The organism is Paraburkholderia sp. MM5496-R1 (assembly GCF_050436205.1).
In the GTDB taxonomy this organism is placed as follows: Bacteria; Pseudomonadota; Gammaproteobacteria; order Burkholderiales; family Burkholderiaceae; genus Paraburkholderia; species Paraburkholderia tuberum.
The window spans coordinates 374361-388719 of record NZ_JBNDLT010000001.1 but is presented as its reverse complement, the minus strand read 5'-3'; the positions used below and the strand labels follow the sequence as shown (position 1 = coordinate 388719).

The window sequence follows — 14359 nt, the reverse complement described above, 5'->3', positions numbered from 1 at the left end:
GCGGGCCATTTATTCGGCTTGTAGATACCGTAACCACAATACGGTTAACCAATGAAACAGAATTCACGCTCAGGCAAGTATTCCGTGAACAACGGATTTTGAAAAGATACCCTTCCAGTCGACGCTGTGCTGGCAGGACGTCCCCGCGAAGTGAACTCCGTTTATCGCGGACACTTAACCTTTAAAGGATTGCAAAATGGCTAGATTTGAGACGGCTTTGCGAATGGTGCTGAAAAGCCTGACGACGCTAAGTCTCGCAGCAATTGCACACGCAGCGTTCGCGCAAGACAGCTCCGTCAAGATCGGCTTCGCGGGTCCTTTAACTGGTCCATCCGCCAGCTATGGCAAGGATCTGGAAATGGGCGCGCGTTTGGCTATCGACGAGGCCAATGCCGCCAACATCATGATCCATGGCAAGCAGTTGCAGCTCACGCTCGATTCCGAGGACGACCAGGCCGATCCCAAGATGGCGGTGCAAGCCGCCCAACGGTTGATCGATTCGAACGTCGTCGCGGTTGTCGGGCATTTCAATTCGGGTACCACGCTGGCGGCGTCTTCGGTTTACGACCGAAGCGGGATGGTGCAGATTGTCCCGTCGTCGTCCAACCCCACGATCACCCACCAAGGCTTCAAACTCCTGTTTCGTCCGTACGGCACCGATAACACGGTTGCTGAAGCGGCCGCGGCGCTGGCAGTACAGACCCTCCACGCCAAGCGGATTGCGATCATCGATGATCGCACCGCGTACGGCGCGGGTTTGGCCGACGAATTCGACGCAGCAGTGAAAGCCCAGGGGGGGCAGGTCACAGCCCGCGAATTCACCTCAGACCAAGCCACCGACTTTAAGGCGGTCCTGACTCACATCATCGGTCAGCAGGCGGATCTGGTGTTCGTCGCGTGCCTCGGCGCAGAAGGCGCGTTGATCGTCAAGCAAGCTCGTCAGTTGGATTACCGCGGGGCGTTCGTGGCTGGGGCGACATATGCCAACAAGAATTTTCTTGCCCGTACCGGCAAGGCCGCTGAAGGAATGTACGCCTTCGAGCAGGGCGCCATCCTGGACCAACTTCCGCAAGGCAAGATGTTTCTCGCGAGCTTCCGTGCCAAGTATGGGGCTGACCCGATTGGCTTTGCTCCGTTTGCATATAACGACATCTGGGTGATCGTGAATGCCATGAAGGCGGCCAATTCGACTGACCCAAAGGTGTTTGCCCCGGCCATCTCGACGCTGTCCTTTCAAGGTGTGTTCGGCACGGTGGAGTTTAACCAGTTCGGCGATTTAAAGAATCCAAAGACCACCCTGTTCAAGGTTGAGCAGGGCAAGTGGGTGCCGGTGAAGTCCTGATGCGCGTCAAGCTGGCGAGGCAATCCATTACTCCTGCCAAAGGTGCGGACCTCAGGGTCCAGACGCCGTGATCGCGCTGTAGACCAGCGTGCGCAACGGACGACGCACCGGGTGTGCGCTCGACGGCAGGAATTGGGTGAGGAACAGCACGATCAGGTCCTCGCGTGGATCGACCCAGAAGAACGGAATCCGAGCATCGGCCGGGTGATGCGTTTGTTCGCGACGTTGCCAGCGATGCACGGCGAGACGAATGGCGGCGTCGTGCTGTCCGGACACACCGATGTCGTTCCCGTAACCGGCCAGAACTGGTCAAGTGATCCCTTCGATCCGGTCATCCGCGGCGATCGAATCTACGGCCGCCGGCAACAGGCGGTAATCGAGCTGACGACCGAGCAGCTACGCTGGCTGCTCGAGGGCATCGACATCGATGCAATGCACCGTCATCCGGCGCGGCGGTACCGCCACGCCAGCTAACGACCGGCATGCAGGTCAACACGCAACGGGGGACGGTTACAAATCTCCGTAAACCTGTAGCGCGTTGCATTCGGCTATCCTGGGAGCATGAATGAAGATGACTTCTCCCGGTTGCCGCCGGCCGCCCAGGCCTATATCCGTGAACTTGAGTCAAGCAATCGTCAACTGGGCGAACGTATTGCCCAGCTGGAGGAGCAGTTCCGCCTGGCGCAGAGCAAACGCTTCGCCCCGAGCAGTGAGAAGCTACGCGATCGTGTGTTCGACGAGGCTGCGCAGATCGCTGCCACCGAAGCGCATGACGAGGACGTCGCTGACAACACCTTCACACTGCCCGATACTGGCCTTCCGGATGCGCCGGAACCGGTACGGCGCAGTCCTGGACGCAAACCGCTGCCGGCGGATCTGCCACGTCAGCGCATCGAATACGACCTGCCTGATGACCAGAAGATATGTCCGTGCTGCGCACACGAGCTTCACCGTATGGGAGAAGAGATCAGCGAGCAGCTGCATATCGAGGCGAAGGCGTCGGTGTTGCAGCACGTGCGTTTCAAGTACCAGCCGGGGCGCGGGCAGGAATATCCGCAGGCGTTCCTCGCGGGCTATCAAGGCCTGCTGATGACGGATGGATATGCCGCCTGGCGCACGCTCGAAGGCCCCACCCACTTCGGCTGCCTGGCTCACGCCCGTCGCGCCTTCGTTGATGCGCTCAAGGGGATGAAGAAACCGGGCGGCCGTGCCGCGCAGGCGCTCGAAGGTTGTGTCGCGCTAAGGATGCGGGAGTAAAATTCAGGCGGACATTTTCCTGAAGGGAAGCGTGATATGAAGAATGCGACTGCGAGAAAAGCCCTGCCTGCCGGCGTAGCGAATGTACTCAAACGCCTGCACTATCCGCTGGACGTGATCCTGCTGTGTGTGCGGTGGTATGTGGCCTACTCGCTGAGCTTGCGAAATCTCGAGGAAATGATGGCCGAAAGGGGTTTCGAGGTCGACCATTCGAGCGTGCATCGCTGGGTGATCAAACTCGTACCGTTGTTCGAGAAGGCCTTTCGCAAGCACAAACGTCCGGTCGGCAAGAGCTGGAGGATGGATGAGACCTACGTCAAGGTGGGCGGCCAGTGGAAGTACTTGTATCGCGCGGTGGACAAGGCCGGTAATACGGTGGATTTCCTGTTGCGGGCGTATCGCGACAAAGCTGCCGCGCGCCGTTACTTCGAGAAAGCCATCGATCGGAACGGGACGCCCGAGACCGTGACCATGGATAAAAGCGGGGCGAATCTGGCCGCCCTCCAGGCCATCAACGCCGAGCGGGAAACGCCGATCAAGGTCCGGCAGGTCAAATATCTGAACAACATCGTCGAGCAGGATCATCGGGCGATCAAACGACGAACCAGGCCCATGATGGGCTTCAAGGATTTCCGGTGTGCCCGCATCATCCTGTCAGGCATTGAGACGATGCATATGATCAGGAAAGGCGAAATGAAGGACAGCGGCGTCGCCCGAACCGCCGCCGATCAGTTCTATTCGCTGGTGGCGTAAGGACTCCTTGTCATTGCGGAACTTTCTTGCCTTGCCAATCTTATCGCGACACAACCGTCCAGCCTGCTCATTCGCCCAGCCGTATCAGCCTTCCCCGATAGGGTTGTCGGGTCGGCCTGCGCATCGACCTTTTCGAGGTTTGCTCGGCGTTCACTCGCGTTACGGCCTGCACACTCGCGCTGTCACCAATTTGTGACACGCATCACCGAAGGCTTCAGCCATTTCGTTACCTCCATAGCTGCTCCGGTTGCTTCCGGCTGGAGCGGTTGCCGGGCGGGGCTTACACCCGCTGGAAAGCGCCACCTTTTCACGGCGCACACCCGATCCGGCCACTCGGTCCGGGGTTACTTCATTGGCAGCTTCCAGCGGCACAACGGCCATTGAAACCCGTCTGCCGTAGGTATTGCAGGCTCACCCCAAGGGCGAAGAGCGACATAACCGGTATCCCGAGGCCAAATCCCGCTGGCCACATCGCAAAGTTGCGCTTCATGTATTGGACGGCCGATAACCGCGCGTCCGATTTTTCGCTCAAGAATCACTGGTTGTTGCCGTTAGACAATCTGCCGTTCCTTCTGCGGCGTATGTGCAGTGCCGTGCGAGCTCGCGCGCCTGCGCATGATTTTATGCGGCCGTGAAACGAAGTTGTTGATAGCTACCAACGCACTGGCGGCGGCAGTTGTAGAGAGATCATTTGTGAAAGGAATTGCAAGGCGCATAAGCTCGCGTCACGCATTCGAAAAAATAAAAAGGAAGAAAGAGGGATGCGCGCTCGCCAGATCACATTGTTCGCTGCAACGGCGTCTATGCTGTTGTCGCTCGCTGGTTGTGGCGATGATTTCATCTCGGGCATGGAAGACTCAAGAGGAAAGACTACGCAGCAGCTAGGCGTATCTGGGAGCCAATCTCAAACAACGGTGACCCCCGGGCGCAATACGCCCTCGGGCAGTTGTATTACGACGGCTTGGGTGTTCCAAAGGATCGTGCTTTGGCAACATCTCTTTATGCGCGAGCGGCGAAAGGGTACACGGACGCCCAGAACGATCTGGGCTAGGCGCTAGCGACAGGAGATGGCGGGCAGCAGCCCGATCTCCCGCGTGGAGCGTCTCTCGTCAAGGCAGCCGCCGAAAAGGGATTGGTTCGCGCGGAGGTCAATCAGATTTTCGCGCTTTTCGTCAGACAGCACTCAACGTTAGATTCAAGTCGCATGTTTTGAGGACTGCTATCCAGCCGCGATTGGCTTGAATTGCCCGGTTGAGGAAGTCGAAGGGGTTACAGGTCAACAGCCTGTAACCGCGGAGCAGCATCGTTGGATGTTGTCCAAGGCGCGAAAAGACTATCGGACCTCACCACTCTATCTCGCACTGTTGGCTGCAAAAGCCGCATTACGGGATGAGACCGCTCGCCTCAAAGAGGGATGCAATCCGGCCAAGACTAGACGCTCCAAACCTGGCAAAGCGCAGCGGGAAGTAATGGTTCAGCGTAAGGAAGCGCGCCAGTCACAATTGCCGCTGAAGCCAGAGCCGGAAGATGTCGCAGGCACGGATCCGAGTCTCGACGAACTAGATTCTGATTAAGTTTGGACTAGGCCGGTCTTCCGGCCTGCAAAGGAGACTTTGCCGTGAACACCAAAAACTTCATGGAGAACGAAGGCGACTGCGTTGAAGTGGGTTCGCGACCCGTGCGCTCGCGGCCGAAACGGATCGGCCCAGGAAACAGATACAGCAGATCGCTGGACCGGGAGGGGCGCGGATACTCGAACGTCGCCTCCACGATCAGGATCTTTTGACGAATCAGCCATGACGCCACCCCATGCACGAGCTCCAGCATCAGCTCGCGCGCAAGCCCGCTGACCGGAGGGCCGTTCGAGGTTGCGGCGAATTCTATCGTCGCATGCGGCCCGTCCCGCGTCGACTCGAGCCGGAAGTCGTCGAGAATCAGGTGCAAGAACTGCCGGAAGCGATGAAGCGCGACCTCGAGCCGCGGTGCATCGAGGAGGCCCAGGCACAGGAACTTCCGGGTGCCGCTGCGCAGCGGGCGCGAGAAGATGCCGGGCATCTCGTCGTCGAGTTCCGTGTAGAGCGTCGAAAACTGCTCCTCGGTCACGCGGGCCGCGGCCTTGCGGAGCAATTCGTGCGGAATGCCCGAGGGTTCGGCGAGGCGCGCCACCGCCGCCCGGTCGGCGCCGCAAAGGAAGCCGTTGACGACGGAGATCGAAACGGTCGAGGAAGGAAACCTCATGACGGTTATGGCCGCCTATGTTATACCCTTGCCGCCCGCGAGCCGACCGCCGTGCGATTCAAGGTTCGGCTACCGCACGGGCCATCAGGAAGCGGCCGGCTCGTCTTCGCCATAACGGCGCTCGACGCAATCGAACATTTCCGTAATGGAAAACTGCAGCGCCACTTTTGCCATCAGACTGTCTCGCTGACGAAGTGCCCGCATCAGCATCGTGCTGGCCGCTTCGCTAACGACGGTCGGCGAGCTGAGTTCGGCATGCACGAGCGGTCCGGCCTGAATCCACAGGTTTTCGATGCAGTTCGTCAACGTCGGACGCCGCGCCTTCTCGTAGAGGTGGAAATGAAAGCGATGGCGCACCGACATCGCGGTTGCCGCGTCGGCTTGAGACTTCGCATCATTCAACTGCCTCGATAGCGAACCGGCCAGCGTCACGTCGTCTTCGGTCAAGTGGGGCACCGCCATTTCGATCGCCTGTCCTTCGAGCTCGATGCGCAAATCCCGGATCTCGCGTAAGCGCCCGCGATCGGCCAAGGGAACCGCCACGCTGCGGTCGCTCAAACTGACCAGCGCCTGCTCGGACACCAATTGCAAAAGCGCTTCGCGCACTGGCGTAATGCTCACGCCGAGCGCCTCCGCGAGCGGCTTCAATAGCAGCTTCTCGCCTGGCGCGAAGTGCCCCCGCATCAACCCCAGCCGCAGAGACCGGTACGCTCGCGAACTCAAGCTCCCCTTATCGAACGCATGCAGACTGGGAAGCTCCAACGCATGAGAGAGCTTATCCGTGGGATCGGTACTTTCTTTAGGTGGAAACGACAAGTCGGAACTCCGGTCTTTTGATCCGAACTACTCGAGAAGCATTGATTATACTGTTCAAAGGTCCCCCGTAAGCCGGCGCAAGGAGAGTGAGGCGCGGCTTTCCCCGCCGCGCCGATACGCGTTCGATGCCGGCGCTCATGCGCTCATGCTCACGGCGGCGTCGCGGTACCGTTTCAGCCATTGCTCGCGCCTCGTTGCCACCGCCGCCATGTTGCGTGTCTTCACGTGGCCGAACCCGCGAATATCTCCGGGCAGTCCGGCGAGTTGCAGCGCCGCGCCGAACCGTTCGGCATTGAGCGACACGCAGAACTCGTCGACCATCGCGCGGTATTCATCGATCAGCGCACGCTCGCCACGACGCTCCTCTGTCTTGCCGAACGGATCGAACACGCTGCCGCGCAAACCCTTCATCTTCGCGAGAACGCGGAACACCGGCAACACCCACGGTCCGAACGGCCGCTTGACCAGTTCGCCGTGTGTATCGCGCTTCGCCAGCAGCGGCGGCGCGAGGTAGAACCGCAGCCGGTAGTCACGCCCGGGTTCGCCTTCGAACTGCTCCCGCAGCTTGTCGAGATAGGCCGGATCCGCATAGAGACGCGCTACTTCGTATTCGTCCTTGTACATCATCAGCTTCGCGAGGTTCATCGCGACCGCGCGCGTGAGCGGCAGCGTCGCGTCGAGGCGAAGATCCGTCTCAACGGTACGCACGCTCTCGACGGCTTCACGATACGTGCAAGCATAGGCGGCGTTCTGATACGCGGTCAGCATGGTTTCGCGCGAAGCGATCAAGCGGTCGAGCGATTCGGGCATCCTCACGACGACGGCGCGCGGCGACGGTTTCCCGACGCTCGTCCGAAGCATGGCTTCGACCGCCTTCGCGCCGTGCTGCGCAACATAGCGTCCCCAGTTGAATGCCTGCTGATTCTTCGCCACCGCCACGCCATTCAACTCGATTGCGCGCATCAGACTCGACAGCGCGAGCGGTAGCCAGCCCTTCTGCCAGACGAAGCCCAGCAGCAACGGGTTCGCATAGATCGTGTCGCCGAGCAGGGCGAGCGCGAGTGCATTCGCGTCGACGAACGCGCAATCGTCGCCCACGGCATCGCGCAAGTCGCTTTCGATCTGCGTACCGGGAAACCGCCAGCCGGGGTTGTGGACGAACTCGGCAGTCGGCGTGGCGCCGCTATTGATCGCCGCGCGCGTCGTGCCGCAGCCCACGCGCGACAGCACGTCGGCGGCGGCCGACACGATCGCATCACAACCGACGACGAGGCGCGCATCGCCGACCCCGATGCGCGTGGCGTGCAGCACCTCGGGCGAAGCGGCCAGCTGCACGTGGCTCAGCACCGCGCCGCCCTTCTGCGCCAGCCCCGCCATGTCCAGCACCGACACACCCTTCCCTTCAAGATGGGCGGACATGCCGATCAACGCGCCGACCGTCACGACGCCCGTCCCCCCGACGCCCGTAACGAGCACACCGTACGGCCGCGCAAGATCGGGAAGAATCGGTTGTGGCAACGCAGCGAAATCCGGGCTTGCCGCGTTTCGCCCCGCGTGCGCGCCGGGCCGGCGCAACTGCGCACCCTGCGCCACCACGAAACTCGGGCAAAAGCCCTTCACGCACGAGAAATCCTTGTTGCACGAACTCTGGTTGATCTTGCGTTTGGTTCCGAGCGGCGTTTCGAGCGGCTCCACGGACAGACAGTTCGACTGTACGGAGCAGTCCCCGCAGCCTTCGCAAACCGCATCGTTGATGAACGCACGATGCGCGGGGTCCGGGTAGGTGCCGCGCTTGCGACGGCGACGCTTCTCCGTCGCGCATACCTGATCGTAAATCAGTACCGTGGTGCCCGACGTGTCGCGCAGCATGCGCTGCACGTCGTCGAGCCGGTCGCGATGGAATACGTGAACGCCTGCCGGCCGGTTCGCCGCGTTGCGATACTTGTCCGGCTCGTCGGTCACGATCACGATGCGTGCCGCGCCTTCGGCGTGTACCTGATGACAGATCTGCGGCACGGTGAGCTGCCCGTCCACCGGCTGGCCGCCGGTCATCGCCACCGCATCGTTATAGAGAATCTTGTACGTGATGTTGGCCTTTGCCGCAATGGCCGCACGAATCGCCAGCAGTCCGGAATGGAAATAGGTCCCATCACCGAGATTCGCGAACACGTGCTTGTCGCCGGCAAAATGCATCTGGCCGATCCACGTCGCCCCCTCGCCCCCCATCTGGCTGAGGGTTTCGGTGCGGCGGTCCATCCACGTCGACATCGTATGGCACCCGATGCCCGCGATGGCGCGCGACCCTTCCGGCACGTGGGTCGACGTATTGTGCGGACAACCGGAGCAGAACCACGGCTTGCGTTCGACCACGATGCGCGGTCGTGCCGCCCTGCGCTCGTTCGCTTCGATCGCGGCGACGCGCGCCAGCATGCGGGCGCGCCCGTCTGCGTCGATTTCGGCATCGGTCAGAAAGTCCGCGATCGTCTTCGCAATGACCGCCGGCGAAAGCTCGGCGTGCTCCGGCAATAAGCGCTCCTTGCGCGAATGGCCACTCGCATCGCTGCGTTCCGTATACTTACCGACGATCGTCGGGCGCACGGGCAAATCATAGAGCGCCTCCTTCAACGCCTGTTCGAGAAGTTGGCGCTTTTCCTCGATCACGAAGATCCGTTCGAGACCGGCGGCGAAAGAGAGCGCCGTTTGCGGGTCGAACGGCCACACGCATCCCACCTTCAGCACGCGCAGCCCAATCCGCGCGCAGGCCGCGTCGTCGAGCCCCAGATCCCCGAGCGCCTGGCGTACGTCGCTATAGGCCTTGCCCGATGCGACGATGCCATATCGTGCTTTCGGCGGGTCGATCACGACCTCGTTCAATCGATTAGCACGCAAGTAAGCAAGCGCTGCCTGCCACTTCTGCTCAACGAGCCGGGCCTCCTGTTCGAGCGGCGGATCCGGCCAGCGGATCCCGAGACCTGCGGCCGGCGCCACGTAATCCTCCGGCACGACGATGCGCACGCGGTCCGGATCCACATCGACCGATGCGCTCGATTCGACGACATCCGTCACGCATTTCATCGCCACCCACAGGCCGGTGTAACGACTCATGGCCCAGCCATGCAGGCCGAAATCCAGGTATTCCTGCACATTGGACGGATAGAGGACCGGGATGCCTGCCGCGATCAACGCGTGCTCGGACTGGTGCGCGATCGTCGACGACTTGGCCGCATGGTCGTCGCCCGCCAGTACCAGCACGCCGCCGCGCGGGTCCGTTCCCGCATGGTTGGCATGCTTGAACACGTCTCCCGTTCTATCGACGCCCGGCCCCTTGCCGTACCACATGCCGAACACACCGTCCCGACGAGCATTGGGCCACAGGTTCACCTGCTGGGTACCCCATACCGCAGTAGCGGCCAGATCCTCGTTGACCCCCGGTTGAAACACGATGTCATGCGCTTCGAGATGACGCTTTGCATTCCACAGAGCCTGATCGACCGCGCCGAGGGGCGAGCCGCGATAGCCGGAAATAAACCCGGCGGTATTCAAACCGGCGCGCCGGTCGCGCGCCTTTTGCAGCATCGGAAGACGAACCAGCGCCTGCGTGCCGCTCATATACGCGCGGCCTTTCTCCAACGTGTATTTATCGTCGATGGATACCGCGCGATTCGCATCGCCGGCCGCTTGTGTCCGGGTTGGGATGGAAGAATTCATTACAGACAATCTCCAATAACACGCAGTTCAGTCATTTCCACAGTCCCTCGCATAACACCTCGATCGCAACGGGTCCGGGCGCCGATATGCCATTCCGGAAGCCGGACCCGTGCACCTTTCCTGTTTGACAGTCGTGACTCCAGGCACTCAAAACTTATGTCGCAAGCCGATCTGGAACGTCGCTTCGTTCTGTCCGGAGGCAGCGGTCACATTGGCAATAGACGCCACTGCTGGACGCCCGAACGAGTCGAGTCCGCTTGCATGCTGATAGCCCGCGAGCCCATACACGTCAGTACGTTTGGACAGGAAATAGTCCACGCCGATATTGATCTGGCGGTAGATCGCGCCGATGTGACCTCCAACCGAACTGCCACGTGTGTAATTTCCAGCCAGTCCTGCAAGAAAGTCCGGCGCGAAGTGGTAGACATAGTTCAACTCGACGTTGGAAAATCCAGCCGATCCCGAGTAGCCCATCGGATTGGGGCCGGACGTTGCGACGTCTCCCAGATGGCTGAACATGGTTCTCGTGTAGATCGCAGCGACCGTCGATTTTCCGAGCGTGTACGAGACCGCGGCGGCGCCCACGTTGAGAGAGCCTGCTGACGCGAATCCCGCATAGACGGGATTCAATGTAGCAGCCGTCGCCGAGCCGGCCGATCCAAGATTGTTTCCGCTGGCGCCTGCAGCGTTTGCATTGGTCCCAAAGTAAGAGAGGTTGGGATTGCGCGCATTCAGATACGCGAGCGCCGCCTGAAAACCGCTGGCCGTATAGGACGCGGCCGCCGACCAAAGCGATTGCCGTGCAACGCTCCCCGATACGCCTCCAAGGCTGTACATCCCTTCGACCGTCAGATTGGGCGTCGCACTGAAAACCGCCTTGATCGAGTTGTTCACCCTTCGCGTGCCCATCGTGTTGTCGAGGTCGTCTGGATGCGCTGCCACGTAGCCAGCCCAGGAGCGGCCGGCGACGAATGACCCGACGGTGTCGGATAGCGGGTCATACTGTCTGCCCATTGTCAGCGTACCCATTCGATTAGACAGCCCCACCCACGCCTGCCGCCCAAACATCGCACCGCCATTTGAAAGCATTCCGTTGTTCACCAGGAACCCGTTTTCCAACTGGAAAACCGCTTGTACCCCGCCCCCGAGATCCTCCTTTCCGAGGAAACCAAATCGGTCTCCGGACAGACCGGTGATGCTATTGAGCGTTATCTGCGTCCCACCTCGCACCGGTATGCCGTTGACCACCGCCGTCTGCGCATTCGTGACGACGTTGATGCCAGTGTCCACGACGCCGTAAAGCGTGACGGAGCTTTGCGCATACGCGCTCGGCGCGCCCACCGCAGCGGCGGCTAGCCAGATGATTGACCCTTTCCTCATTCCATTTGTCTCCATTGAATGGTTATTTACCCGTTTTTTATTGCGAACTACATGGTTGACGCGAGGTGCTCACGCCGGTCGAACGATCAAACGTCGATCCTTCGACCGGGGTCATTTCCTGATCCGGGTGGTGGTCCTGTTTCGTTTTTCCGGTGCGCGGCTGCAGACATCAGGCGGACTGGCTGCGCTCCCTGATTGCTTTCAACACCCATGAACGGTCGATCGTGCCTGCCTCGATCGCCGCGAGTTGGGCCGCCTCGGCGGACATTTTCGTCAGTGCGCGTTCGATAACGCTTTGCGCGTCGTCCCTCGGAATCGCGACGACGCCGTCGGCGTCGCCGACGACTATGTCGCCAGGGTTCACGACCATTCCGGCCACGGAGACCGTTACGTTGATCTGCCCGGGACCGTCCTTGTACGGACCACGGTGCGTATGGCCACGCGCGAAGCACGGGAAATCCAGCCTCGACAACGCGTCGACGTCGCGGACCGCGCCGTCGATCACGAATCCCGCCAGGCCGCGACGCTTCGCGTAGGACACCATGATCTCGCCGATCAGCGCCCGGCCGAGGTCGCCGCCGCCGTCCACGACGATCATGTGTCCGGGCTCCGCGATGTCGAGCGCGTGGTGCAGCAGCAGGTTGTCGCCCGAACGCGCCCTCACGGTGAGCGCCGTGCCCACCACGGCTTTCGTTCCGTGATAGGGCCGCAGCCCGACCGCTCCCGGCAGCCTCGCCATCACATCGCTGAGAATCGGCGTTGGAATCGCTTCAAACGCACGCACCAGCCGACCATCCACGCACGAAATCGACGGCTCAATCAGGAAACTATCGCTCATGGGAATCACCTGTCCTGTTGAACGGATGCTTCGTCACGCCTGGGTCCACTCGACGTGCGCACGGACGCATCCTTCCTTCACCCATCCGTGGCGGGCGGCCCAATCCAGCATTTCCCGAAACCGCGCGTCCCAGTCCGGTTCGACACGCCCGGATGCAGTGGCACGCACGAACGACTCGCTGATCCATGCGTGGTCGTTTCCGTCGAACGCGAGGATTTGCGGCTGATAGCGCTCGACGAGGCGATCCTTCTGCAACGTGCTCACGAGTTTGAACGTCTTGAAATTCGCGCCGTCTTCGAGGGTGCAGTCGCCATCTCCGGAAAACAGAAGCCACATGATCAGGCCTCCTTTAGCGCGGGCGATGCCACGTCGGCCTCGCCCGCCTCCTCGGCCTCGTCGGTCACAGCGTTCAGATGGGGCGTCACGCTCTTGCCGAACAACTCCATCGATACAAGCGTTTCAGCGGAACTCATGCCCGGCAGCCCCATAATGAAGCTCATCTGTACGGGTCGAAGCGCTCGACGCTGGCGCACCAGCCGTTCCGCGACCGTTTCTGGATCACCGATCGCGAGGCGCCCGAGCAGTTCGTCGACGGTCGGCTCGTTTGGCGCGGGCTCGTTCTTCATCAACGATCCGTCGAGTTGCGCTTCCTTGTTCTTCATCGCCGCGTGCACGCGCATCACGTAGATGACTGCCTCCGCCGCCTTGCGCGCCGCCTTCGGATCTTGCGTCACGTACAGATACTGGTTCAGCGCGAACGGCATGACAGGCGCTGCCCCGCCACACGCGCGGTAGACTTCCTCGATCTGTCCACGCTTCTCGATGACCCAGTCCGTGGAATTGGCCACCATGGATACGATCGACGCGTACTGGCCCGACACCATGCGCCTTTTGCACCGCCGCGTCGGTGGTGCCGCTTGCGATATAGACCTGCGGCGCGCGTTGCTTCGGCCGCAACGTAAACAGCGTTTTGGGGATGCTCGCGAGCGTACCGTCGAACTCGATGGCACCGGTACTCATGTACTGGTTGAATATCTCGAGAAAGTCGGAAAAGTACGCCCTGTTCTTGGCGATTTCGAGGCCGAACTTGTGAAACTCGAACTCCTGGTATCCGCCCCCCAGACCGATGGCCAGGCGGCCGTCGCTCAACTGATCGAGCAGCGCGAGTTCCTCGACGACGCGAATCGGATGATGCAGCGGAACCACCACCACGGCCGGTCCCACCTTGATGCGCGACGTGCGTGCGGCGGCGTACGCGGCCAGCATCGTCGGATTCGGACAAATGGAGTAATTCGTGAAGTGATGCTCCGGAAACCATGCGGTCCCGAATCCGAGCTGCTCCGCGAGACCCACCTGATCGCAGGCTTCCATGAAAATGCTGTTTTGCGATTTGGCCGGGTCACGTTGTGACACCGTACTGAAGAGCGCCAGTTCCATCTCACCCATCCTGATTGAAAGTAAAGACTGTTAAGCGAAGCTCAATGGCGTGGCGGACGTCAACGCGCTGAACTCCCGATTGCAATACATGAGCGGCGATCCCGTCCCGTTCACACACGAACGCACCATGCCGACGACGACCAGATGCGTGCCGAAGCGGCTCGCCTTTTCCACCGAGCATTCGAATATCGTGATCGCGTGTCGCATCACCATGATTCCCGACGCAGAACGGCGCCATTCGGCCGGATCGAATTCATCGGTGCCGCGCCCGGGCCTTGCGAACGACTTCGCGATCGGCACGTCGTCAGCACCCAGCACGCTGACGCCGAGCAGCCCGGAGGTTTCCATCGCCGCAATCAAACGCGATCGCGTATTGACACATGCGAGGAGGAGCGCCGGAGAATCCGAGACTGCCTGCACTGAGGTCACCGTAATGCCGACGTCGTCGTCCCCATTCCTCGCGGTGAGAACGCACACGGTCGACGCCATCCGGCTCATCGCGTCCCGGAATTCCAGTTCGCCGATGATGGAATTTCTGTCAGTCATATGCAGTCCTATTCATATACGAAACGAAAACAGCCTCGTTGCGG

Annotated in this window: 12 protein-coding genes and 4 pseudogenes; 6 read left to right on the top strand and 10 right to left on the bottom strand. The window is 61.0% G+C overall.

Going from position 1 to position 14359, the window contains the following annotated elements; translation table 11 throughout:
• Positions 1-196: 196 nt before the first annotated feature.
• Positions 197-1342: a branched-chain amino acid ABC transporter substrate-binding protein gene (locus OKW38_RS01970; RefSeq protein ID WP_429359743.1), complete on the top strand. Its 1146-nt coding sequence runs from the start codon at positions 197-199 to the stop codon at positions 1340-1342.
• A gap of 51 nt (positions 1343-1393) precedes the next feature.
• Here the strand turns inward: OKW38_RS01970 and OKW38_RS01965 are convergent.
• Positions 1394-1525 (bottom strand): annotated as a pseudogene (locus OKW38_RS01965) (serine hydrolase); the annotation flags it as partial.
• 15 nt (positions 1526-1540) lie between these two features.
• Here OKW38_RS01965 and OKW38_RS01960 point away from each other — a divergent pair.
• From OKW38_RS01960 to OKW38_RS01940, 5 genes and pseudogenes are all read left to right on the top strand, one after another.
• Positions 1541-1702 (top strand): annotated as a pseudogene (locus OKW38_RS01960) (M20/M25/M40 family metallo-hydrolase); the annotation flags it as partial.
• 201 nt (positions 1703-1903) lie between these two features.
• Positions 1904-2569 (top strand): annotated as a pseudogene (locus tag OKW38_RS01955) (IS66 family transposase); the annotation flags it as partial.
• Between the two features lie 66 nt (positions 2570-2635).
• Positions 2636-3352 carry an IS6 family transposase gene (locus OKW38_RS01950; RefSeq protein WP_429359741.1) on the top strand — a complete coding sequence of 239 codons (717 nt, stop codon included), beginning with the start codon at positions 2636-2638 and terminating at the stop codon, positions 3350-3352.
• Between the two features lie 889 nt (positions 3353-4241).
• Positions 4242-4403 (top strand): hypothetical protein, encoded by a 162-nt coding sequence (locus tag OKW38_RS01945; RefSeq protein ID WP_429360664.1) that lies wholly within the window; start codon positions 4242-4244, stop codon positions 4401-4403.
• Between the two features lie 259 nt (positions 4404-4662).
• The gene (locus OKW38_RS01940) at positions 4663-4926 is read left to right on the top strand and encodes a hypothetical protein (protein ID WP_429359740.1); all 264 of its coding nucleotides are present in this window, start codon (positions 4663-4665) and stop codon (positions 4924-4926) included.
• A 7-nt stretch (positions 4927-4933) separates the two neighbouring features.
• Here OKW38_RS01940 and OKW38_RS01935 read toward each other — a convergent pair whose 3' ends face one another.
• From OKW38_RS01935 to OKW38_RS01895, 9 genes and pseudogenes are all read right to left on the bottom strand, one after another.
• Positions 4934-5518, bottom strand: coding sequence for an AraC family transcriptional regulator ligand-binding domain-containing protein (locus OKW38_RS01935; RefSeq protein ID WP_429359739.1), 585 nt, complete (start codon positions 5516-5518; stop codon positions 4934-4936).
• A 156-nt stretch (positions 5519-5674) separates the two neighbouring features.
• On the bottom strand, positions 5675-6313 hold the full coding sequence (locus OKW38_RS01930; RefSeq protein WP_275426078.1) for a GntR family transcriptional regulator: 639 nt from the start codon (positions 6311-6313) through the stop codon (positions 5675-5677).
• Between the two features lie 228 nt (positions 6314-6541).
• Entirely contained in the window at positions 6542-10114 is a 3573-nt protein-coding gene (locus OKW38_RS01925) for an indolepyruvate ferredoxin oxidoreductase family protein (protein ID WP_429359738.1), read from the bottom strand.
• A 147-nt stretch (positions 10115-10261) separates the two neighbouring features.
• A complete protein-coding gene (locus OKW38_RS01920; protein ID WP_429359737.1) occupies positions 10262-11494 on the bottom strand; it encodes a porin in 1233 nt (410 codons plus the stop codon).
• A 169-nt stretch (positions 11495-11663) separates the two neighbouring features.
• On the bottom strand, positions 11664-12332 hold the full coding sequence (locus OKW38_RS01915) for an RraA family protein (RefSeq protein WP_429359735.1): 669 nt from the start codon (positions 12330-12332) through the stop codon (positions 11664-11666).
• Between the two features lie 33 nt (positions 12333-12365).
• Positions 12366-12668: a hypothetical protein gene (locus OKW38_RS01910; RefSeq protein WP_429359733.1), complete on the bottom strand. Its 303-nt coding sequence runs from the start codon at positions 12666-12668 to the stop codon at positions 12366-12368.
• Positions 12669-12670: 2 nt separating this feature from the next.
• Positions 12671-13183 (bottom strand): hypothetical protein, encoded by a 513-nt coding sequence (locus OKW38_RS01905; RefSeq protein WP_429360719.1) that lies wholly within the window; start codon positions 13181-13183, stop codon positions 12671-12673.
• Positions 13184-13277: 94 nt separating this feature from the next.
• Positions 13278-13703 (bottom strand): annotated as a pseudogene (locus OKW38_RS01900) (LLM class flavin-dependent oxidoreductase); the annotation flags it as partial.
• Between the two features lie 96 nt (positions 13704-13799).
• Positions 13800-14315: a flavin reductase family protein gene (locus OKW38_RS01895; protein WP_429359732.1), complete on the bottom strand. Its 516-nt coding sequence runs from the start codon at positions 14313-14315 to the stop codon at positions 13800-13802.
• Between the last annotated feature and the right edge of the window lie 44 nt (positions 14316-14359).

Excerpts from the sequence above, each read along its gene's own strand:
- OKW38_RS01970 (WP_429359743.1), top strand. The coding sequence starts at position 197 with ATGGCTAGATTTGAGACGGCTTTGCGAATGGTGCTGAAAAGCCTGACG.
- OKW38_RS01950 (WP_429359741.1), top strand. The coding sequence starts at position 2,636 with ATGAAGAATGCGACTGCGAGAAAAGCCCTGCCTGCCGGCGTAGCGAAT.
- OKW38_RS01940 (WP_429359740.1), top strand. The coding sequence starts at position 4,663 with ATGTTGTCCAAGGCGCGAAAAGACTATCGGACCTCACCACTCTATCTC.
- OKW38_RS01925 (WP_429359738.1), bottom strand. The coding sequence starts at position 10,114 with ATGAATTCTTCCATCCCAACCCGGACACAAGCGGCCGGCGATGCGAAT.
- OKW38_RS01920 (WP_429359737.1), bottom strand. The coding sequence starts at position 11,494 with ATGAGGAAAGGGTCAATCATCTGGCTAGCCGCCGCTGCGGTGGGCGCG.
- OKW38_RS01915 (WP_429359735.1), bottom strand. The coding sequence starts at position 12,332 with ATGAGCGATAGTTTCCTGATTGAGCCGTCGATTTCGTGCGTGGATGGT.
- OKW38_RS01910 (WP_429359733.1), bottom strand. The coding sequence starts at position 12,668 with ATGTGGCTTCTGTTTTCCGGAGATGGCGACTGCACCCTCGAAGACGGC.
- OKW38_RS01905 (WP_429360719.1), bottom strand. The coding sequence starts at position 13,183 with ATGGTGGCCAATTCCACGGACTGGGTCATCGAGAAGCGTGGACAGATC.
- OKW38_RS01895 (WP_429359732.1), bottom strand. The coding sequence starts at position 14,315 with ATGACTGACAGAAATTCCATCATCGGCGAACTGGAATTCCGGGACGCG.